This window comes from Paraburkholderia sp. Ac-20340 (assembly GCF_017104965.1).
GTDB lineage: Bacteria > Pseudomonadota > Gammaproteobacteria > Burkholderiales > Burkholderiaceae > Paraburkholderia.
On sequence record NZ_JAAGPR010000007.1, the window covers coordinates 210,619 to 230,393 of the forward strand.

A 19,775-nucleotide genomic window follows, 5' to 3' on the forward strand; every position below is an offset into this window, starting at 1 on the left:
TCTCATGCCGTGTTCATGGCGTTGCGCTTCAGGTGCGCTTCAGGTGCGCTTCAGGTGCGTTTCAAGTGCGCTCCATTTGCGCTCCGGTTCTGCCTCAGGCCTGCAGGAAGCGTTCGGCGAGTTGCACCCAGTACGCGGCGCCGGTGGCAAGGCAGTCGTCGTTGAAATCGTAGCCGGGGTTGTGGACCATGCAGCCGCCCTCTCCATCGCCATTGCCGATGATCAAATAACTGCCCGCGCACTTTTCGAGCAGGAACGAGAAGTCTTCGCTGCCCGTGAGCGGCGCGAGTTCGTCGAGCAGCCCGTCTTCGCCGAGCCAGTCGCGCGCGACGTCCTGCGCGAAGGCGGTCATTTCCGCATCGTTGACCAGCACCGGATAACGCCGCTGATAATCGATGCGCGCCGTCGCGCCATAGGCGCTTGCCTGCGCGTGCACCAACGCGGTAATGCGCGCTTCGAGCAGGTCGCGCACTTCGGGGCGCAGCGCGCGCACCGAAAGCTTCATCTGCGCGGTTTGCGGAATCACGTTGGGCGCCTCGCCCGCGTGGATCGCGCCGACCGTCACGATCGCCATATCGAGCGGCGGCACGTTGCGCGACACGATGGTCTGCAACGCGAGCACGATGTTCGCGGCCACCACCACGGGATCGGTCGCCTTGTGCGGCATCGCGCCGTGACCGCCGCGCCCGTCGATATCGATGATGACCGTATCCGACGACGCCATGAACGGCCCCGACCGGAAGCCGAGCTTGCCGGTGGGAAAGCCCGGCATGTTGTGCATGGCAAACACGGCGTCGCAGGGGAATTGCTCGAACAGCCCTTCGTCGAGCATACGCTTGGCGCCGCCGAGCCCCTCCTCGGCCGGCTGGAAAATCAGGTGCAGTGTGCCGTCGAAGGCGCGCGATTGCGCCAGATGTTTGGCAGCCGCCAGCAGCATGGCCGTGTGGCCGTCGTGGCCGCACGCGTGCATCTTGCCGGGGATCTGGCTCGCGTAATCGAGGCCGGTGGCTTCGTGAATCGGCAAGGCGTCCATATCGGCGCGCAGGCCCAGACGGCGCGTCCCGTTCCCCACCTTCAGCGTGCCGACGACGCCCGTGCCGCCCAGCCCGCGATGCACCTCGTAGCCCCAGGCGGCGAGCTTTTCAGCGACCAGATCGCTGGTCACGAATTCTTCGAAGCCGAGTTCCGGGTGCGCGTGGATCGCGTGGCGCAGCGCGATCATTTCCTCTTCGATCGCCGCAATTGCGGGGGGAATCGCCATCGTGTTCATCCGTCGTCTCCTGAAGCAAGGTGATTACTCGATGCCTCAGGATAATGACGCCGATTTGTCGCCGACAGCCCTAAAATGGTTAGCCCGCCAACCGCAGGTTTTCACCCGGGTTTTCCCTCATGAAGTTCCATCAGTTCCGGGCGCTGGTCGCCATGGCCGACACCGGCAGCATCCGCGCGGCGGCGCGCGCGCTGGGCATCTCGCCCGCGGCCGCCACCAAGGCGGTGCGCGAGCTGGAAGCCGAGCAGCAGATCGCGCTGGTGACGCGCAACGCCAACGGCATCGCCTTCACGGAAGCGGGCCAGGCGCTGCTGGTGCACGCGCGCGCCGTCGTGCATCAACTGGCGCGCGCGCAGGACGAACTCGACGCGCGGCGCGGCAGTGGCGGCGGCAAGCTTTCGATCGGCGTGACGCCGTGGCTCGCGCTGTCGTTCCTGCCCGACGCCGTCACGCGTTTTCGCGCGCGCATGCCCGGCATGCAGCTGGAGTTCTACGAGGGTCTGCTCAATATCGTGATGCCGCGCCTGCGCGACGGCACGCTCGACTTTTCGCTCGGCAAGCCGGGCCTCGCCTCGCTGCACGCCGAGTTTTCACAGACGCCGATCTTCGCGACCGAATCCGCCGTGGTCGTGCGCAAGGGGCATCCGCTCGAATTGGCGCATTCGCTGAAGGCATTGCAGGACTGCGAGTGGCTGCTGAACTGGGACCCGGCCAGCAAGGAAATGGTCACCGACGACGTATTCCGCCGTCACGGCCTGCCGCTGCCGCGCACGGTGCATCTCGCGCATTCGTTCATCGTGGCAATGGGCCTGATCATGAATACCGACATGGTCAGCATCTTTCCGTGGCCGCTGGTGGAGACGCGTTTCGCGCGCGAGAACCTTCGCGCGCTGACGCTGCAGGAGGAAGTGGACCGCACCGTGGTGAGTGTGGTCGCGCGACGCGGCGTGCCGCTTTCAGCGGCCGCCGAGTGCTTTCTGGACTGCCTGAAGGATGCGATCCGTGCGGGCGAAGCCTCGCAGGACCCGGAGCGGCGGCGGCTCTACCATTCGTTAGAGCTGTTGATCTGACTTTTCATCAGACCTAGCCGCCGGCCCTTCGATCGCTTTAGAACGACGTACCGATCTGGAACTGGAACTTCTGGTACTGATCGCCCGCGTGCTTGACCAGCGGGAAGCCAAGGTCGAGCTTAAGCGGGCCGATCGGCGAAATCCATTCGAGACCCGCACCGTAGCTGTAACGCAGACCGTTCGCGCCCGTGCTGCTGCCTTCCGAACCCCAGACGTTGCCGCCGTCGAAGAAGGTGAACACGCGCAGCGTGCGGTCGTAGCCCGTGCCCGGCAGCGGGAAGGTCAGCTCGATATTGCCGACCACCATCTTCGAGCCGCCGATCGGATCGTTGGTCGACGTATCGCGCGGACCCAGCGAACCCGATTCATAACCACGCACCGAGCCGATACCGCCCGCGTAGTAGTTCTTGAAGATCGGGTACGCCTTGCCGCCCATGCCGTTACCGTAGCCGCCCTGGAAGTTCATGCCCAGCACGAAGCCACGCGCAAACGAGTAGTAGTACTGCAGCTGCGCATCGGCCTTGTAGTACTCGGTACCGGCCGGCGTGCCGACTTCGGCATTGGCCTGGGCGAAGTAACCACGGCTCGGCACCAGCGCGCTGTCGCGATTGTCGCGCGACCAGCCCACCGTGAACGGCACCGTATTCGACACGCGCCCGAATTCGCTCACGTAGTCCTTATAGGTCTGCGGCGTTTCCGAGTCGATATCGAGTCGATCCTGTTCGATGCCGAGGCCGAAATAGACCATATCCGTTTCCGAGAACGGAATACCGAACTTCATGTCCGCGCCGTACGAAACGATACGGAAGCTCGTGTCGTTGGTGCTCGAATAATAGAGCGGCTCGGTGGTGCGGTAATAGACATCGGTGATGCGCTTGATGCCGTCCACCGTGAAATACGGATCGACCTGCGTCACCGACAGCGTGCGATACGTGGACGCCGTATTCACGTTCAGCGAAAGACTCTTGCCGGTGCCGAACACGTTGTCCTGCGAAATGCCCGCCGAAATGATCGGGCCTTCGCCCGAGCCGTAACCCACGCCCAGCGACAGCGTGCCGGTGGGCTTTTCGGTCACTTTCACGTCGACGTCGACCTGGTCCTGGGTGCCTTCCACCGGCACCGTGCTCACTTCGACATTCGTGAAGTAGCCAAGACGATTGACACGGTCTTTCGACAGCGCCAGACGGTTCGAATCGAACCACGAGCTTTCGAGCTGGCGCATTTCGCGGCGCACCACTTCATCGCGGGTACGCGTATTGCCGACCACGTTCACGCGGCGCACATAGACACGGCGGCTCGGATCGACCTGCAGCGTCAGCGCGACCGTGTGATGGACCTGATCGATCTGCGGTTCGGCGTTGACGGTCGCAAACGCGTAACCGTATTCGCCGAGTTTATCGACCAGCGCCTTGGTGGTGTCCTTGAGCTTCGACGCCGAAAAACGCTCGCCCGGCTTCACGCCGACCAGCTTGCGCAACTCCGCCTCGCGGTCGAGCAGATTGCCCGCCAGCTTGACGCTCGAAATCGTGTACGGCTCGCCTTCATGTACCGAGATCGTCAGGTACATGTCCTTCTTGTCCGGCGACAGCGACACCTGGGTCGAATCGATATTGAATTCGAGGTAACCGCGGTCCAGATAGTACGAGCGCACGTTTTCCAGATCGCCCGTGAGCTTTTCTTTGGAGTACAGATCGTTCTTCGTGTACCACGAAAACCAGTTCGGCGTGGAGAGCTGCATTTCGTCGCGCAGCGTGCTCTCGCTGAACACCTTGGTGCCGATGAAGTTGACCTGGCGGATCTTCGCGCTCGGTCCTTCGATCACCGAAAACAGCAGGCCCACGCGATTGCGGTCGATTGGCGTGACGGTGGTTTTCACTTCGGCGGCGTAATAGCCGCGCGTGAGGTACTGGCGCTTGAGTTCCTGCTCGGAGCGGTCCACCAGGGCCTTGTCGAAGCTGCGGCCCGGCGACAGACCCACCGCGCCCAGCGCCTTGGTGAGATTGTCCTTGTCGAATTCGTGGATGCCCGCGAAATCGATCGTGCCGATCGCCGGGCGTTCCTGCACCTGCACGACCAGCGTGCGGCCTTCGGTGGCAATGCGTACATCGCTGAAGAAGCCGGTGGCGTAGAGCGCGCGGATGGCGTCGGAAGCCTTGTCGTCGGAGAAGGTGTCGCCCTGCTTGATCGGCAGATAGGCGAATACGGTACCGGGCTCGATGCGCGCCAGCCCGTCAATGCGGATGTCCTGCACCACGAAGGGCTCGGCGGCTTGCGCCGTGGCGGCAATGCCGAGTCCGAAGCCGGCGAAGGTCAGCGCGCGTGCGTAGCGCGTAGAAGATGAAACCGTCATGCGGGAGGTCGAGAAGTAGGCCAGCGAAGACAAACGAATACGCCGCGCGAAGCGGCGCGACGCGAGAGACGCTGCGCGGCGAACCGCACCAGCGCGTGAGGATTGGGGCGCGCGCCGCCTGGGCAGGCGCGCCGGGCCGGGAATTCGCAGCGCTCGTCTATTGCATGCGCATCCCGCTGGGCCGCTGCGGCTTGGCAAGGCCCGTAGCAAGCGAAAGCACTTCGGTCATATGCGCGGCTTGCGAGGGGTGCAGGCGGAACGACAGTTCCGCGCCGCCCGGCAGGCGAAAGCTCACGACGAGATGTTGCACGGCGCCGTTCTCGCGGCCGATTTCCCACGCTTCGCAGGGCATCGCGAACTTCACGCTCGCGGTCTTGTGGCGAATGCGCTCCGAACGGCCGATGGCGTTGGACAGGGCGGCCAGCAACTCATGCATGACCGAGCAATGCAGCGCGACGCTGTCCGGCTGGTTGCCGTTGACCATCAGATACTGGCCGTCCGCGGACAGCTCGAAGCCGCGCAGCGAATCGATGGCAAGTGACGTGGACGTGGACATGAACGGCACTCCGTGACAAAAGCATCGGCGGAGTCTAGTGGGCGCGGCGCCGCGCGGCATTACCCGTGCGTTACCTGGATTACTTTCATCAATATTGCGCGACGCTGCGCGCGAGGCGCGCGAAAACGCTGCAGCACCGGCCTGGACGGGGCTGCGCCGCCTTTCAGCGGCGGCTTGCACAGGCTTCTGGCGCAAGCCGCCAGAAATCCGCTGTAACGAGATGGATTACCAACGCTGACAGATCGCAGACAGCAGTGAAACAGGAGCCAACAGAACCATGAACGAACGTTCATGGGGATGAAACGGTTAGCGATGAGTTGAAAACCGACCGGCAAGCGGGCCGAACAGCACGCCGCCGGAGTAACGACGGCCGGGCACTCCGCAAGGGAGCGCCCCGCGTCCACGCTACAATGCGCCTGCCGCTTTACAGCCAGCTTCAATTCCCAACCGACATGTCGAATTCTAACCGGGCCTTTCTGCTCGGCCCGTTGCTCAAGGGCGTCTCCCGCTCGTTCTACCTCACGATGCGCGTGCTGCCCGCCGGCATGCGCGATCCCGTGGGCGAGGCCTACCTGCTCGCGCGTGCGGCCGACACCATCGCCGATACCTCGCTGATCCCGCCCGCCCAGCGCCTCGCGCTGCTGCTGGCGTTTCGCGAGCGCGTGAACGGCATCGAGACCCGCGACGACGCCCTCGCGCGCATCGCCAGCGAAGTGGCCGGCCAGCAGACGCAATCGGACGAAAAGCTGCTGCTCGAATCGCTCGGCGGCGCACTCGACGTGCTGTCCCAACTCGACGAAGCCGACCGCGTGGCCGTGCGCGAGATCGTCACGACGCTCACGGAAGGCATGGAATTCGATCTGCACACCTTCCCCGACGAACATTCGGGCCAGGTGGCCGCGCTCGGCACCTGGGACGCGCTCGACCGCTATACGTATCTGGTGGCGGGCTGCGTGGGCGAGTTCTGGACGAAGATGACCTATATGCATCTGCCGGACACGCTCGCGCCCGCCCTGCGCGACACGATGTATCAGCGCGGCGTGCGCTTCGGCAAGGCGCTGCAACTGGTGAACGTGCTGCGCGATTGCGGCAAGGATCTGCGCATCGGCCGCTGTTATCTGCCCGCGACGATGCTCGCACAGGCCGCGCTCACGCCCGAGGATCTGCTGCAGCCGGGGACGTCGGCGCGCGCGCGCCCGCTCATGTTCGGGCTCGTGCGCATCGCGCTCGATCATTTCCGCGCGGCGATCGACTATACGTTCGCGCTGCCGCGTCTTTCGGTGCGTCTGCGCCTCGCGTGCCTGTGGCCGATCCTGATCGGCCTCGAAACGCTGGAATTGCTGGTGGCGAACGAAGACTGGCTCGATCCGGCGCGGCCTTCGAAGCTCACGCGCAACGACGTCTATCGCATTCTCGCGTGCTCGACGCTCGCGGCCACGTCGAACACGCTGCTCAATGCGTGGTTCAAACGCCTGCTCAAGCGCATCGAATCGCGTATGGCCGCAATCGAGAGAATCTGAAGCTTAAAAAAACGGCGCGAGCGGATTGGTGTTCCGCCCGCGCCGTTTCTCATTACCGCTTTATTGCCGATTCACTGCGTCAGCCCTTCTCGGTCAGCCCTTCTCGCCGCGATACAGCTTGATGATGGCCGAAAAGTCGAGCTTGCCGTCGCCACGGCTACTCATCGCCTGATAAAGCTGCTGCGCAATCGCGCCCATGAAAGCGGGTTGATGCGCGCTCTTCGCGGCATCGGTGGCGAGGCCCAGATCCTTGAGCATCAGATCCGTGCCGAAGCCGCCCGTATAGCCGCGCGTCGAAGGCGCCGTTTCGATCACGCCCGGAAACGGATTGTAGGTATCGGAACTCCAGCAGCGCCCCGTCGACGTATTCATGATGCCGCCCAGCACTTTCGCGTCGATGCCCAGCGCTTCGCCCAGCGCCATCGCCTCCGCCACGCCCGCCATGGTCACGCCGAGCACGAGGTTGTTGCAGATCTTCGCGACCTGCCCCGTGCCCGTCTCGCCGCAATGGACGATGTTCTTGCCCATGCCCGAGAGCACCGGCTTCACGCTCTCGTAGAGCGCCGCGCTGCCGCCCACCATGAAGGTCAGCGTGCCGGCCGCCGCGCCGCCCGTGCCGCCCGACACCGGCGCATCCACGAAAGCATTGCCGTTCGCCTGCGCCAGCTTGCCGAATTCACGCGCGCTGGCCGGATCGATCGTGCTCGAATCGATGATCGTCACGCCTTTGCCGATGCCCGCCAGCACACCGTCTTCGGCGCTCAGCACGCTGCGCACGTGCGCGGCGGCGGGCAGCATCGTGACGACCCACTCCGCGCCGCTCACCGCTTCTTTAGGCGAGGCGGCTTTGGTTGCGCCCGCATCGGCCAGCGTCTGCATCGCCCCGGCGCTCAGATCGAACACGCTCAGCGCGTGTCCGGCCTTGAGCAGATTGAGCGCCATCGGCGCACCCATATGACCCAGCCCAACGAAACCTATTTTCATGAGCGATTCTCCCTCGATGGTCCGCTGTTCGTTTCGCTTGTTGTTGCGCGTTGTGTGTGGGCTCAGCGCAGGCTGATCGTCGTGTTCACGCCGTCGTTGACGGTCGCGTCGTCGAACCAGCGCGCCGTGACGGTCTTGGTCTGCGTGTAGAACTGCACGACCTGCTTGCCGTACGGGCCGAGATCGCCAAGCTTCGAACCGCGCGAACCCGTGAAGCTGAAATACGGCACCGGGACCGGAATCGGAATATTGATGCCGACCTGGCCGATGTCGATTTCGCTCTGGAATTTGCGGGCCGCCGCGCCGCTTTGCGTGAACAGACCCACGCCATTGCCGAACGGATTCGCGTTGACGATCGCAATCGCTTCATCGAGCGTATCGGCCGTGAGCACGACCAGCACCGGGCCGAAAATTTCGTTGGTGTAGATATCCATGTCGGTCTTCACATCGGTGAACACCGTCGGCCCGACGAAGTTGCCGCTTTCATAGCCCGGCACCTTGACGTCGCGGCCATCGAGCGCGAGCGTCGCGCCCTGCTTCACGCCCGATTCGATCAGACCCAGAATGCGCTGCTTCGCGGCACGCGAGACCACCGGGCCGACATCGGTCTTCGGCTCGTGACCCGCATTGACCTTGAGCGCCTTCGCTTTTTCCACCAGTTCGGGCACCCATTGCTGCGCCGCGCCCACCAGCACCACCACCGACGTCGCCATGCAACGCTGCCCCGCCGCGCCAAACGATGCGCCTACCAGCGCATTGATCGCCTGCTCGCGATTCGCATCGGGCAGCACGACGGCGTGATTCTTTGCGCCCATCATCGATTGCACGCGCTTGCCATGTTCGCTGCCGAGCCGATAAACATGCGTGCCCACCGCCGTCGAGCCCACGAACGAAATCGCCTTGATCAGCGGATGCGAGCAGATCGCGTCGACCACTTCCTTGCCGCCGTGCACGACGTTGAGCACGCCCTTGGGCACGCCGGCTTCAAGCGCCAGTTCGACCAGCTGCATGGTCGAAAGCGGGTCTTGTTCCGAAGGCTTGAGCACGAAGGTATTGCCGCAGACGATCGCCATCGGGAACATCCAGAGCGGAATCATGGCGGGGAAATTGAACGGCGTGATGCCCGCGCAAACGCCGATAGGCTGCTGCAGCGTATAAGTATCGACACCGCCCGCGACGTTTTCCGCGAAACCGCCCTGCTGCAATGTGCCGATCGAACAGGCGTGCTCGACCACTTCGAGGCCGCGGAAAATATCGCCTTCGGCGTCGGGCAGCGTCTTGCCCTGTTCGGCGGTGAGCGTCTGCGCAATGCGCGACATGTTCTCGCGAATCAGCGCCTGCAGCTTGAGCATGATGCGAAGACGCGTGCCGATCGGCGTGTTCTTCCACGTGGCGAAAGCCGCCTGCGCGCTCTGCACCGCCCGATCGACTTCCGCAACCGTGGCGAACGGCACGCGCGCCAGCACTTCCTGCGTGGCGGGATTGACGATATCGCGCCACTCGCTCGTCTTCGAATCGACGAACTCGCCGTCGATCAGCAGCTTGACGGTCGACACGTGCGCGTTGGATGCCTGGGTGACTGCGTTCATCTTGCACTTCCTCTCAAAGGTTCGAATGATCCGGCCTTGGCCAGTTACATAGGATGACTGCTTATTTTTTACTCGTGACGCGATCGCATCATGAGTGTGCACACAAAGGCGATCACGGCCAGCACGACCATATACGCCACCACGTAATGCGGCTTGCCGCCGCCGTAGGCGAGCAGCGCGGTTGCGATCATCGGCGCGACGCCACCGCCGAGCACGCCCGCAACCTGTACGGAAACCGAAATGCCCGAATAGCGGATTTCAGCGGGAAATTGCGCGGCAAAGAGTTGCGATTCGGGCGCATAGAGAATCGGGAATACGACGCCCACGCCCAGCACCATCGCCCACCAGACTGTCGCCGCATGCAGCGTTTCGAGCATCGAAAAGAACGGCGCGGCGAATAGCGCCATGATCACGAGGCCTGCGAGAAAGAGACGTTTCTGCCCGATACGGTCGCTGAGCCAGCCCGAGAACGGCATGGTCACGAGCGAAAGCACCGCGCCTGCCGTGATCGCATGCAGGATTTGCACCTTGGGAATCTTGAGCTGGTTCGCGGCGTAAGCGAGCGCAAAGGCAACGACCAAATAGAACCAGGTATTTTCCGCCGTGCGCGCGCCGATAATCGTCAGCAATTCGCGCGGTTGACGGCGGAACACTTCTATCACCGGCGCTTTCACGGGCGCGCCTTCGCGCTTCACGCGCTCGAAATCCGGCGACTCGGGCACACGCACACGAATCACCCAGCCGATCAGCACCAGCGCGATGCTCGCGAGAAACGGCACGCGCCAGCCCCACGAAAGCAGATCCGCTTCGGGCAACGCGGTCACGGCGGCCATCGCAATCGACGAAAGAATCAAGCCGAAACCCACGCCCGTTTGCGGCAGCGAACCAAAGAATCCCTTGCGTCCCGGCGGCGCATGTTCGACCGCCATCAGTACGGCACCGCCCCACTCGCCGCCCACCGCCATGCCTTGCAGAAAGCGCATGGCCACCAGCAGCACGGCCGCCCAGTAGCCGATGCTCGCATACGAAGGAATCAGGCCGATCACCATGCTGGGAATGCCCATCAGCAAGAGCGTGGCCAGCAGCATCGATTTACGGCCGATACGATCGCCGAAATGGCCGAACACGATGCCGCCCATCGGACGGCCGATAAAGCCCACGCCATAGGTCGCGAAAGCCGCGAGCGTGCCGAGAATCGGATCGAGCGTGGGGAAGAAAACCTTATTGAAAATCAGCGCGGCAGCGGTGCCGTAGAGGAAGAAGTCGTACCACTCGATCGTGGTACCGGCCATGCTGGCCCAGCCTGCGATCAGATAGTCGCGGGCGCGTGGTTTATGTCCAGAAACGGGAACGGCCACTGCCGCCCCTTCGGGGGTCGACTGCATGTGCATCGTTTGTCTCCATCTTTATAGTAGGCGACCGTCCGTCACGCGGCTACGAAGCTTTTATGAAGCGGTCTGCTAACGAGTATAGTTATTCGAATATCCACGGCATATAGATGAAAAAGCCCATCCGATATGCAAAAAAACACAACGGGACAGATGGAGACATTGAATTGGGACGATTTGCGCTACTTCCTCGAAGTGGCGCGCACGCAGCGCGCGAGCGCCGCCGCGAAACGGCTGGGCGTCGATCACACCACGGTCGCGCGGCGCGTGCGCGAACTGGAAACCGCTTTGGGGACGGTACTATTCGACAAATCGCGCTCGGGCGGTTTCGTGCTCACGGCGGAAGGCCAGCGCCTGCTCGCCTATGCCGATGCAGTGGAAACCACGGTGCAATCGGCGAGCGAACAATTCGCGCAGGGATCGCAGTCGCTGTCGGGGCATGTGCGCGTGGGATCGACGGAAGGATTCGGCTGCTTTTTTCTTGCGCCGCAACTGGCGCGCTTTACGGCAAGACACCCGGATATGTCGATCGATCTGCTACCGGTGCCGCATTTCGTGAGTCTGTCGAAACGCGAAGCCGATCTGGCGATCATGCTGGAGCGCCCGGAACGCGGCCAGTATGTCTATACGAAGCTCAGCGACTATCGGCTTCGACTCTATGGGACACCTGACTATCTGGAACAGCATCCGCCAATTCGTTCGGCTGCGGATCTGCGCCAGCATGCGTTTATCAGCTATGTCGCCGATCTGGCCTTCAGCCACGAACTCCTTTACCTCGAACGCAGCGCGCCCAATGTCACGGCGAGTCTGTGCAGCACCAGCGTGATCGCGCAATATCACGCGGCATTGCAAGGCAGCGCGCTCGCGATCCTGCCGTGTTTCATGGCCGAACCCGATCCGCGTCTGGTCAGCATCCTGCCCGATGAAGTCGTGGTGACGCGGCGCTTCTGGCTTTGCAGCCGCGAGGAATTGCGCAAGCTGCGCCGCATCACGTCGCTATGGGATTATCTGCGCGCGACCGCCGACGCGAACCAGCCGCTATTGCTAGGCGAATCGCAGAAAATGCACTACGTCGAGCCTTGAACGATTGAAAACAAAAAGGCCGCAGGGACAACCCATTCGTGGATTGCCCATGCGGCCTCGAAGCATCGGGCACGGCCCGCCGCGCGAAGCGGCCGGCGCGTGCCGCGCTCCGGCGATCAGGTCCCGACCGGACGGATCGTCAGCGCATTCTTCACCGACGTCACGCCAGCCACGCCCTTCGCCACTTCCGTAGCGCGGTCGATCTGGCCCTGCTCCGGCACCGTGCCTTGCAGGATCACAGCGCCATCCTTGGCGCGCACGGTGATGTTGGCCACGCTGATGTCCTTGGCCTTCGCCAGTGCGCCACGCACCTTGCGCGAAAGCGCACGGTTAGCGGCCTTGGCCGATTTGTATTGCTGTTTCGACTGCTGGACCGAAGCCTTGGCGGCGTCGGTCGGTGCGGCTGCGGGCGCGCTGGCGGCGTCCTGTGCATAGACGTGAAGCGAAGCAGCGACCAGCATCGTGCCGGCTGCCAGTTTGAACGCCTGAATAGCCTTCATGCAGTTTCTCCTGTTGTCACAGTTTTTTGATGGCCCAGCCGGGCCGTGCACTACACACCCATTCACTACCGGATACCGCTGTCTGCATGGCGCTGCCATGCGCATTGGGGACTAACGATACTCTATTTATTTCGAGTCTGATGCGAAAGCTGCCGCCAAAACTATTCAACCGTGGGTGAAAAGCATCAATTCAACAGAGGAATTGACGCGCGCCGCCAGGCCACGCCAGTACGCTTTCCCGCATGCCAGGACAATGCGAACTCACACCCGGCGCATTCCACATCGATGAATGCAATTGAATGCCATTTAAGCCGCGCCAATCAGGTGCATACATCCGTGCATAAAAAGACCATGCCGCATGAATAAGCGCCTTTTGCCTCATTGATAGCCACGCAATCGCCTGTCCTTATCGACCAGCAACGCGTGTCATTCAAACTGCGTTGACAGACACTCACACAGGAATTACCCGCATTTACGCACGAAAGAAAAAAGCCTGGGCTTATTTGATCAATTGCGCCGCGAGTTGCGTTTTTACCCAGCGATAGAACTGCTGGATCGCCGCTTCACGCGGATGGCCTTCGCGCCAGGTAAAGTAATAGTCGAGCGAAGCCGGAATGCGTACCTGGCCGAGTTGCACCAGTTCGCCGCGCTCGATGAAACCGCGCGCCAGTTGCAGGCGCGCCGTCGCCACGCCCTGGCCCGCCACGGTGGCCTGCAGCAACAGACCGGCATCGTCGAAAACCGGGCCGCGCTCGGGCTCGTCGCCGGCCACGCCCGCCGCCTCGAAGAAGTCGCGCCACGAACGCCGCGAGAAACGCAGCAGCGGCATGGCCGCCAGATCCTCGATGCGAAAGCCGGGATGGCGCGCCAGCAGCGCGGGACTGCACACGGCCACCACCTGATCGTCGAGCAGTTTGCGGATCTGGAACCCCGGCTCGTCCACCCGCCGATACCAGATGCCGACATCGAATGGATAAGGATCGGGCGGTGTGACATCGGCGTGCATGCGCAGCGAAAGATCGACGTTCGGATAGCGGTCGTAAAAGTCGCCCAGACGCGGGATCAGCCAGACCGACGCGAAATCGGACATCACGCTCAATTCGAGCCGGGTGACGCCGCTCACACCCGGACGCGTGGCGTCGAGCGCCTCGCGCAGATCGTCGAGGCTGCGCCGCACGCGCTCGGCGAGTTGCGCACCTGCGGCGGTGGGAATCATGCGGCTGCCCGCGCGGCGAAACAACTCGACGCCGAGTTCCGCTTCGAGCGCGCGCAGATGGTGACTCACGGCGCTGTGCGTCAAATGCAATTCTTCGGCGGCGCGGCTGAAACTGCGCCGGCGCGCCGCCGCTTCTAGCGCGCGCAGGGCCTGCAAGGGAGGGAGCGATCGGGACATGACGTCAAATTCTACTCACAATCGCGACTGAAATCTCTCGCTGGCCTCGCGCGCGGCTTTTCGCCAAAATCGCCTTTTCGCCAGTCTTCCGCCATTCCCACCGCTTTCGGGACGCCTTGCCTTGCGGCCCGGGCGCCCTTCGATCGATCGCAACCATGACCGCACTCAGATTGCGCGTATTCGCCGTCTTCGCGCTCGGCTACTTCGTTTCGTATCTGTTCCGTGGCGTCAACCTCGGTTTCGCGCCGTTCCTGACGCACGAAATGGGCTTCACCGCCACCGATCTCGGCACGCTCACGAGCCTCTATTTCCTCGGCTTCGCGGGCGCGCAGATCCCGGCCGGCGTGCTGCTCGACCACTTCGGCCCGCGCCGCGTGACGTCGTGCGTGATGCTGGTGGCCGCCGCTGGCGCGCTCGTCTTCGGGCTCTCGCACAACATGGGCGCGATGATGGTCGGCCGGCTGCTGGTGGGCGTGGGCGTTTCGGTTTGCCTGGGCGGCGCGTTCAAGGCCACGGCCCAGCACTTCCCGGTCGCGCAGCTGACGCTCGTCAACGGCCTCGTGATGGCGGTGGGCGGTCTGGGCGGCGTGGCGGTCGGCGCCCCGCTCTCGTGGCTGCTGACGATCGCGCCGTGGCGCTCGATCAGCATCGGCCTGGCCGTGCTCACCGCAGCGGTGGCGGCGACCATCTGGATTGGCGGCCCGCGCACGCGCGACACGCACCATCAGGCCAGCGTGCTCGAACAGTTCAAAGGCACCGCGCACATTCTGCGCAGCCACGCATTCTGGAAAACGGCGACGTTTTCCGCGCTGACGCAGACGGTGTTCTACGCAATGCAGTCGCTCTGGGTGGGCGCGTTCCTGCGCGACGTGACGCCGGCCGGCACTGTCGACGCGGCTTCGCGCGCGGCCTCGCTGGTTTCGGTGCTGGGCGCTGCGTTTATCGTCGGCAATATTGGCTTTGGCGCGCTCGCGCGAGCTTTCGAGCGGCGCGGCGTGAATGTCGCGCGTTTCTCCGGCGTGACCATGGCGCTGTTCGTGCTGGTGCAGGCGCTGCTCGCCGCGCGCGTCCCGCTGCCCGCGACGCTACTGTGGGCCGCGTATGGCGCACTCGGCGGCACCGGCATCCTCACCTATGCCGTGCTCGCCGAATACTTCCCGTCGCGCCTGATCGGCCGCGTCAACACCACGTTCACGCTGGTGATCTTCGTGGGCATTTTCGTGACGCAGATCGCCATCGGCGCCGCGCTCGGACACTGGAGCGCCGTGGACGGCCACTATCCCGTGGTGGCGCATCAGGCCGTCTGGACCGCGCTGGTCGTGCTGCAAATGCTCGCGGGCGTGTGGTACTTCATGCCGGGACGCCGCGCGGGCGCGACACAACACGCGATGGAGTCCTGAACCACTGCATTTAACGCTCGCGCGCACCGCTCGCCGCACGCTGTTGCGGCGAGCGTTTTTATTCCGCAATTTATTTCGACATCCGAATTAATTCGACGTGCACCGCCGCGATAAAGTGTCGATAACCTCGTTCCCCGCCATCGATGCAATAGTTTCCTTCAGGAAACACCTGCTCGCATAAATCGCCGCCTCGCGTACAATGCTGCCGCGCCGGCCCCGGGACGCAGCGAAAACCCGCTGACAACCGACTGGCCGGTCGTATGACAAAAGCCGCTCATCAGGCAGCGCCAATGCGAAACATGCCGTTCGATGTAATACAGCAAGCGCTCGCCGCGTGAGAAAATACGCTTTCGATTGTCCAGTTTGTGCACGGTCGTTTCCGAAACGAAACGGGAAGCTACATCCAGGCAGGTCCGGCACGTGTGTGCCGCGGCTATTCGATTGTGTCGATTCATGAAAAAGAGAGAAACTTCCATGCCAGACCATCACCATTCGCACGACGATCACTCCGAATCGTGCGGCTGCGATCTGTCACACCTCCTCGACGGCGTGGACGAGTTCACTCATCGCGTGTTTCCGGGTAACCAGGAGCTGTTCCGCAGCCTGGCCAACAACCAGGCCCCGCATACGCTGTTCATTACCTGCGCCGACTCCCGCGTGTCGCCGGAAATGATCACGCAGGCGCGCCCGGGTGAACTGTTCGTCTGCCGCAACATCGGCAATATCGTGCCGGCTTACGGCGAAATGCTCGGCGGCGTGTCCGCCGTGGTCGAATTCGCCGTGATGGCGCTGAACGTCAAGCAGATCGTGCTGTGCGGCCACACCGACTGCGGCGCCATGAAGGGCCTCGCCTCCGGCGACGCCGCCACCGCCAACATGCCCACGGTCACGGCCTGGCTGCGTAACGCCCAGGCGGCACGCAGCGTCGTGCTCACGCGCGGCCTGGAAGAAGATCAGGTCGTGCAGGCGCTGGTAGAAGAAAACGTGCGCCTCCAGCTCACGCATCTGCGCACCCACCCCGCCGTGGCGGCGCGTATCGCGCAGAACCAGCTGCAGCTGCAAGGCTGGGTGTACGACATCGGCCAGGGCACCGTGTCGATTTTCGACGACACGCACGGCCGTTTCGAATCGCTCGGCGAGGCTCGCGCCCGCCTGCGCAAGGACACCACGGGCTAAACGCCCCTGACGGGACGCCACCCGTCACGCCCGCCGTATCCAGAGACCGGACCACGCCGCCAGGCGTCGTCCGGTTTTTTTCCGCTTGATTCCAGTGATTCTCTCAAACAGCGCAACAATGATTTGACGCTTAGGTAACGATATAGGTGTTTACCCTAGATCACGATCTCGCTATACTCTCGTCCGTAACATATGCGGTGCCCAACCGCAGCAGAAAAATAATTCCGGAGGTTGGTTACCCATGCAGTGTGCTTCCCTGCCGTATCCGCCGTACGAGACGCCGCATTCCCGTCTCACCCGCAACATCCGCACTACCCGCACGATCCGCAATACCTTTGCAGTCGCAGGACGATCGCCCGCGCCGCGCTAACGCCGGCACGCGCATCGCGCCGCCACGCCCTCGCCGGGCGCGGCTGGTCAGAACTTTCAGGCCCACTCCTCGTCAAGCGCCGTTTAACACGCCGCGGCTTTCGCCACGGTGAACGGCCCGCGCTCGCGCGCGCTTTGGCGGCTGGTAATGGGCTTCGCACCCGTCACGGGCTACGCGCCCGGTTACCGAAGGAGTTGTGCCATGGAATCCGCTCTCAAGTCGCCCGCCAAGATCGAAGTCAAGCTGCTGCTGCATCCGCACGACCATCACCGCGCCATGGCCATCGCCAAGGCCGCCAATCTTGCCGAGCGCGATTTTTACGCGCTGGCGATCCACCTTGGCGCGGCGGAAATCATGCGTTCGGCAGAAGCCGAATAAGCAGCCTGCCCGCTCGCGTCAAACCGGCGACGGGTTGCGCTCGCTGAACCCTTCCTGATGCCAGTACGGATACACCGGCCGCACGGCGCTCGCCGCGTCGAGCTTCGCGACCTGCTCCGCCGTGAGATTCCAGCCCACCGCGCCCAGATTCTGGCGTAGCTGCGCTTCGTCGCGCGCGCCGATCAGCACGGTCGCCACCGTCGGCCGCTGCAGCAGCCAGTTCAGTGCGATCTGCGGCACGGTCTTGCCGGTTTCCTGCGCGACTTCGTCGATCGCATCGAGCACGCGGAACAGGTATTCGTCCGGCACCGGCGGCCCCTGCTCGGCGGTTTTGTGCAGGCGGCTCGTCTGCGGCAGCGGCTGGCCGCGGCGGATCTTGCCGGTCAGGCGGCCCCAGCCAAGCGGGCTCCAGACCACCGCGCCCACGCCCTGATCGATGCCGAGCGGCATCAGTTCCCACTCGTAATCACGCCCGATCAGCGAGTAATAAGTCTGGTTGGCGACATAGCGCGGATAGCCGTAACGGTCCGCCACGCCCAGCGACTTCATCAGATGCCAGCCCGAGAAATTCGACACGCCGGTATAGAGAATCTTGCCCGCGCGCACGAGCTCATCGAGCGTCGAGAGCACTTCTTCGGCTGGCGTTTTCGCATCGAAACCGTGCAGTTGAAACAAGTCGATGTAATCGGTCTGCAAGCGCTTGAGCGCATTGTCGACCGCGCGCTTCAAATGGAAACGCGAGGAGCCGACGTTATTGGCGTCGTCATCGTCGAAGCGAAAGGTCGCCTTGGTGGAAATGATGGCCTTGTCGCGACGGCCCTTGAGCGCCTCGCCCAGCACCGACTCCGACACGCCACGCGAATAGATATCGGCGGTATCGAACATCGTGACGCCCGCGTCGAGACAGATGTCGATCAGACGGCTCGCTTCGGCCACATCGGTTGCGCCCCACGCTTCGAAGAACTCGCCCTTGCCGCCGAACGTGCCCGTGCCGAAACTCAGCACCGGCACCTTGAAGCCCGATGCGCCCAGAAAACGGTGTTCCATTTCCGATCCTCCACAAATCGTGCGTTGACGAATCGCCGACGAGTGTACGCGCGTCGCGGGAACGCTGTCGCAGGCCCGCCGCGTTCATCCAGCCGGCTGGACAAGCATTCCGGCGCTGTACACCGGCACTTTCGTATCGGAAACTGTCGCCTCGTTTGTTTCCTTTCCGATGCACCATGATCCGCACGTCCTGCCTGAGTCCTTCCACTCCCATCCGCTTCGAACGCGTTCACACCGCAGGGTGCGAGGCGGCACGATGAGCAACACCAGCGCACGCGCAGTCGGCTGGCTGCCCTATATCGTCGCGGCGACGTTCTTCATGGAGTATCTGGACACCACGGTGATCGCCACGGCGCTGCCGCAAATGGCGCACTCGTTCGGCGTCGGGCCCAACGGCCTGAGCCTGGGCGTGACGGCCTATATGCTGGCGCTCGCCATCTTCATTCCGGCAAGCGGCTGGGTTGCGGATCGCTGCGGCTCGCGCACGGTGTTCTTCGGCGCGGTGGTCACGTTCACGCTGGCGTCGATGTTGTGCGGCGTCTCGCAGAATCTCGGCGAATTCGTCGCGGCGCGCGTCCTGCAAGGCATCGGCGGCGCGATGATGGTGCCCGTGGGCCGCATGATCGTCGTGCGCAGCACCGAGAAAAGCCGTCTGATGCAGGCCATTTCCACCATCACCTGGCCCGCGATTGCTGCCCCCGTGGTCGGCCCGCCGGTGGGCGGCTTCATCACGACTTACGCGTCGTGGCGCTGGATCTTTCTGCTCAACGTGCCGTTCGGCATTGCCGTACTCGTTGCCATTGCAACGATCGTGCCGAATCTGCGCGGCGAGCAACGACGCCCGCTCGATGTGGTCGGCCTCGTGCTGAGCGGTGCATCGCTCACGGCCATTCTTTACGGCGCGGAACTCGCGAGCCAGCCCGGCGAAAATCCGTGGCGCGCAGCCGCGATCGTGGCGGCCGGCATCGTGGTTGGCGCGATCGCGTTCGTGCATGCGAAGCGCCATCCCACGCCGCTCGTCGACGTTTCCACGCTGAAAATCCCCACCTTTTCCGTGACGGTCGTGACCGGCTCGATCACGCGCATCGGCATTGGCGCAGCGCCTTATCTGATGCCGCTGCTGTTCCAGATCGGCTTTGGATTGTCGGCCTTCAATGCGGGTCTGCTGCTGCTCGCCAGCGCGCTCGGCAACCTCGGCATGAAGGCGCTCACGACGCGCATCCTCGAACGCTGGGGCTTTCGTCTCGTCGCGATGGTCGACGTGGCGATTGCCGGCATCTCGATGATTGCCTGCGGCCTGCTCACGCCCGACGTGCCGCTCGCCATCGTGCTGATCGTGGTGTTCGTCTATGGCGTGACGCGCTCGATGCAGTTCTCGACGCTCGCCACACTCGCTTACGCCGATGTCGCGCAGCCGCAGATGAGCGCCGCCAGCACGCTCTGGAGCGCGGCGGCGCAGATGACGAACGGTCTGGGGATCGCATTCGGCGCGCTGGCGTTGCGCGTGGCCGCGAGTTTCCATGGGGAAACAAGCGGCCACATGTTCACGCTCGACGACTTCCGCCTCGCGTTTCTGGGCGCGGGCGTGTTGACGCTGCTATCGGTGTGGGGATATGCACAGATGGCGCGCGATGCGGGCCAGAATGTGGGCGGCGGTTCGCGCCGCCAGCGTGTCTGAGCATGGTTTTGAACGTCATGCGG

At 63.5% G+C, this 19,775-nt stretch carries 17 protein-coding genes; 7 read left to right on the forward strand and 10 right to left on the reverse strand.

The features are described 5' to 3' along the window. Nucleotides 1-94: 94 nt before the first annotated feature. A complete protein-coding gene (locus G3N59_RS12095; RefSeq protein ID WP_205982841.1) occupies nt 95-1,270 on the reverse strand; it encodes a M20 aminoacylase family protein in 1,176 nt (391 codons plus the stop codon). Between the two features lie 119 nt (nt 1,271-1,389). On the opposite strand from G3N59_RS12095, the gene G3N59_RS12100 reads away from it, so the two are divergent. Continuing rightward, nucleotides 1,390-2,340: a LysR substrate-binding domain-containing protein gene (locus G3N59_RS12100; protein WP_205982842.1), complete on the forward strand. Its 951-nt coding sequence runs from the start codon at nt 1,390-1,392 to the stop codon at nt 2,338-2,340. Between the two features lie 37 nt (nt 2,341-2,377). On the opposite strand, the gene bamA is transcribed toward G3N59_RS12100, so the two are convergent. Continuing rightward, nucleotides 2,378-4,690: an outer membrane protein assembly factor BamA gene (bamA, locus tag G3N59_RS12105; protein WP_205982964.1), complete on the reverse strand. Its 2,313-nt coding sequence runs from the start codon at nt 4,688-4,690 to the stop codon at nt 2,378-2,380. Between the two features lie 157 nt (nt 4,691-4,847). After that, the gene (locus G3N59_RS12110; RefSeq protein ID WP_205982843.1) at nt 4,848-5,246 is read right to left on the reverse strand and encodes a hypothetical protein; all 399 of its coding nucleotides are present in this window, start codon (nt 5,244-5,246) and stop codon (nt 4,848-4,850) included. A gap of 452 nt (nt 5,247-5,698) precedes the next feature. Between G3N59_RS12110 and G3N59_RS12115 the strand changes: the two genes are divergently transcribed. Further along, nucleotides 5,699-6,766: a phytoene/squalene synthase family protein gene (locus G3N59_RS12115; RefSeq protein ID WP_205982844.1), complete on the forward strand. Its 1,068-nt coding sequence runs from the start codon at nt 5,699-5,701 to the stop codon at nt 6,764-6,766. A 93-nt stretch (nt 6,767-6,859) separates the two neighbouring features. Here G3N59_RS12115 and mmsB read toward each other — a convergent pair whose 3' ends face one another. The 3 genes from mmsB to G3N59_RS12130 all read right to left on the reverse strand — a co-directional run bounded on the left by mmsB (nt 6,860) and on the right by G3N59_RS12130 (nt 10,724). Further along, nucleotides 6,860-7,750 carry a 3-hydroxyisobutyrate dehydrogenase gene (mmsB, locus tag G3N59_RS12120; RefSeq protein WP_205982845.1) on the reverse strand — a complete coding sequence of 297 codons (891 nt, stop codon included), beginning with the start codon at nt 7,748-7,750 and terminating at the stop codon, nt 6,860-6,862. A 62-nt stretch (nt 7,751-7,812) separates the two neighbouring features. Beyond that, on the reverse strand, nt 7,813-9,339 hold the full coding sequence (locus G3N59_RS12125; protein WP_205982846.1) for a CoA-acylating methylmalonate-semialdehyde dehydrogenase: 1,527 nt from the start codon (nt 9,337-9,339) through the stop codon (nt 7,813-7,815). Between the two features lie 68 nt (nt 9,340-9,407). Further along, nucleotides 9,408-10,724, reverse strand: a complete 1,317-nt coding sequence (locus tag G3N59_RS12130; protein ID WP_241023390.1) for an MFS transporter — start codon at nt 10,722-10,724, stop codon at nt 9,408-9,410. A 132-nt stretch (nt 10,725-10,856) separates the two neighbouring features. Between G3N59_RS12130 and G3N59_RS12135 the strand changes: the two genes are divergently transcribed. Further along, complete coding sequence (locus tag G3N59_RS12135) at nt 10,857-11,810, forward strand: LysR family transcriptional regulator (RefSeq protein WP_205982848.1); 954 nt, start codon at nt 10,857-10,859, stop codon at nt 11,808-11,810. 116 nt (nt 11,811-11,926) lie between these two features. On the opposite strand, the gene G3N59_RS12140 is transcribed toward G3N59_RS12135, so the two are convergent. Then, complete coding sequence (locus tag G3N59_RS12140; RefSeq protein ID WP_205982849.1) at nt 11,927-12,310, reverse strand: BON domain-containing protein; 384 nt, start codon at nt 12,308-12,310, stop codon at nt 11,927-11,929. Between the two features lie 499 nt (nt 12,311-12,809). Further along, complete coding sequence (locus tag G3N59_RS12145) at nt 12,810-13,703, reverse strand: LysR substrate-binding domain-containing protein (RefSeq protein WP_205982850.1); 894 nt, start codon at nt 13,701-13,703, stop codon at nt 12,810-12,812. Between the two features lie 155 nt (nt 13,704-13,858). Here G3N59_RS12145 and G3N59_RS12150 point away from each other — a divergent pair, with 155 nt between their 5' ends. Further along, entirely contained in the window at nt 13,859-15,103 is a 1,245-nt protein-coding gene (locus tag G3N59_RS12150) for an MFS transporter (protein WP_205982851.1), read from the forward strand. A 158-nt stretch (nt 15,104-15,261) separates the two neighbouring features. Here G3N59_RS12150 and G3N59_RS12155 read toward each other — a convergent pair whose 3' ends face one another. Continuing rightward, nucleotides 15,262-15,579: a hypothetical protein gene (locus tag G3N59_RS12155; RefSeq protein WP_205982852.1), complete on the reverse strand. Its 318-nt coding sequence runs from the start codon at nt 15,577-15,579 to the stop codon at nt 15,262-15,264. On the opposite strand from G3N59_RS12155, the gene G3N59_RS12160 reads away from it, so the two are divergent. Then, nucleotides 15,578-16,279: a carbonic anhydrase gene (locus G3N59_RS12160; RefSeq protein ID WP_205982853.1), complete on the forward strand. Its 702-nt coding sequence runs from the start codon at nt 15,578-15,580 to the stop codon at nt 16,277-16,279. The genes G3N59_RS12155 and G3N59_RS12160 overlap by 2 nt on opposite strands. A 571-nt stretch (nt 16,280-16,850) precedes the next feature. Beyond that, nucleotides 16,851-17,027 carry a hypothetical protein gene (locus G3N59_RS12165; protein WP_205982854.1) on the forward strand — a complete coding sequence of 59 codons (177 nt, stop codon included), beginning with the start codon at nt 16,851-16,853 and terminating at the stop codon, nt 17,025-17,027. Between the two features lie 18 nt (nt 17,028-17,045). Here G3N59_RS12165 and G3N59_RS12170 read toward each other — a convergent pair whose 3' ends face one another. After that, complete coding sequence (locus tag G3N59_RS12170) at nt 17,046-18,074, reverse strand: aldo/keto reductase (protein ID WP_205982855.1); 1,029 nt, start codon at nt 18,072-18,074, stop codon at nt 17,046-17,048. Nucleotides 18,075-18,330: 256 nt separating this feature from the next. Here G3N59_RS12170 and G3N59_RS12175 point away from each other — a divergent pair, with 256 nt between their 5' ends. Then, a complete protein-coding gene (locus tag G3N59_RS12175) occupies nt 18,331-19,752 on the forward strand; it encodes a DHA2 family efflux MFS transporter permease subunit (RefSeq protein WP_205982856.1) in 1,422 nt (473 codons plus the stop codon). Nucleotides 19,753-19,775: the final 23 nt, after the last annotated feature.

What these genes read in the sequence shown, in the direction of transcription:
- G3N59_RS12140 (WP_205982849.1), bottom strand. Translation starts at nt 12,310, where the DNA reads ATGAAGGCTATTCAGGCGTTCAAACTGGCAGCCGGCACGATGCTGGTC.
- G3N59_RS12165 (WP_205982854.1), top strand. Translation starts at nt 16,851, where the DNA reads ATGGAATCCGCTCTCAAGTCGCCCGCCAAGATCGAAGTCAAGCTGCTG.
- G3N59_RS12095 (WP_205982841.1), bottom strand. Translation starts at nt 1,270, where the DNA reads ATGAACACGATGGCGATTCCCCCCGCAATTGCGGCGATCGAAGAGGAA.
- G3N59_RS12135 (WP_205982848.1), top strand. Translation starts at nt 10,857, where the DNA reads ATGCAAAAAAACACAACGGGACAGATGGAGACATTGAATTGGGACGAT.
- G3N59_RS12150 (WP_205982851.1), top strand. Translation starts at nt 13,859, where the DNA reads ATGACCGCACTCAGATTGCGCGTATTCGCCGTCTTCGCGCTCGGCTAC.
- G3N59_RS12110 (WP_205982843.1), bottom strand. Translation starts at nt 5,246, where the DNA reads ATGTCCACGTCCACGTCACTTGCCATCGATTCGCTGCGCGGCTTCGAG.
- G3N59_RS12130 (WP_241023390.1), bottom strand. Translation starts at nt 10,724, where the DNA reads ATGCAGTCGACCCCCGAAGGGGCGGCAGTGGCCGTTCCCGTTTCTGGA.
- G3N59_RS12125 (WP_205982846.1), bottom strand. Translation starts at nt 9,339, where the DNA reads ATGAACGCAGTCACCCAGGCATCCAACGCGCACGTGTCGACCGTCAAG.
- G3N59_RS12145 (WP_205982850.1), bottom strand. Translation starts at nt 13,703, where the DNA reads ATGTCCCGATCGCTCCCTCCCTTGCAGGCCCTGCGCGCGCTAGAAGCG.
- G3N59_RS12175 (WP_205982856.1), top strand. Translation starts at nt 18,331, where the DNA reads ATGAGCAACACCAGCGCACGCGCAGTCGGCTGGCTGCCCTATATCGTC.
- bamA (WP_205982964.1), bottom strand. Translation starts at nt 4,690, where the DNA reads ATGACGGTTTCATCTTCTACGCGCTACGCACGCGCGCTGACCTTCGCC.
- G3N59_RS12115 (WP_205982844.1), top strand. Translation starts at nt 5,699, where the DNA reads ATGTCGAATTCTAACCGGGCCTTTCTGCTCGGCCCGTTGCTCAAGGGC.
- G3N59_RS12155 (WP_205982852.1), bottom strand. Translation starts at nt 15,579, where the DNA reads ATGGAAGTTTCTCTCTTTTTCATGAATCGACACAATCGAATAGCCGCG.
- G3N59_RS12100 (WP_205982842.1), top strand. Translation starts at nt 1,390, where the DNA reads ATGAAGTTCCATCAGTTCCGGGCGCTGGTCGCCATGGCCGACACCGGC.
- G3N59_RS12170 (WP_205982855.1), bottom strand. Translation starts at nt 18,074, where the DNA reads ATGGAACACCGTTTTCTGGGCGCATCGGGCTTCAAGGTGCCGGTGCTG.
- G3N59_RS12160 (WP_205982853.1), top strand. Translation starts at nt 15,578, where the DNA reads ATGCCAGACCATCACCATTCGCACGACGATCACTCCGAATCGTGCGGC.
- mmsB (WP_205982845.1), bottom strand. Translation starts at nt 7,750, where the DNA reads ATGAAAATAGGTTTCGTTGGGCTGGGTCATATGGGTGCGCCGATGGCG.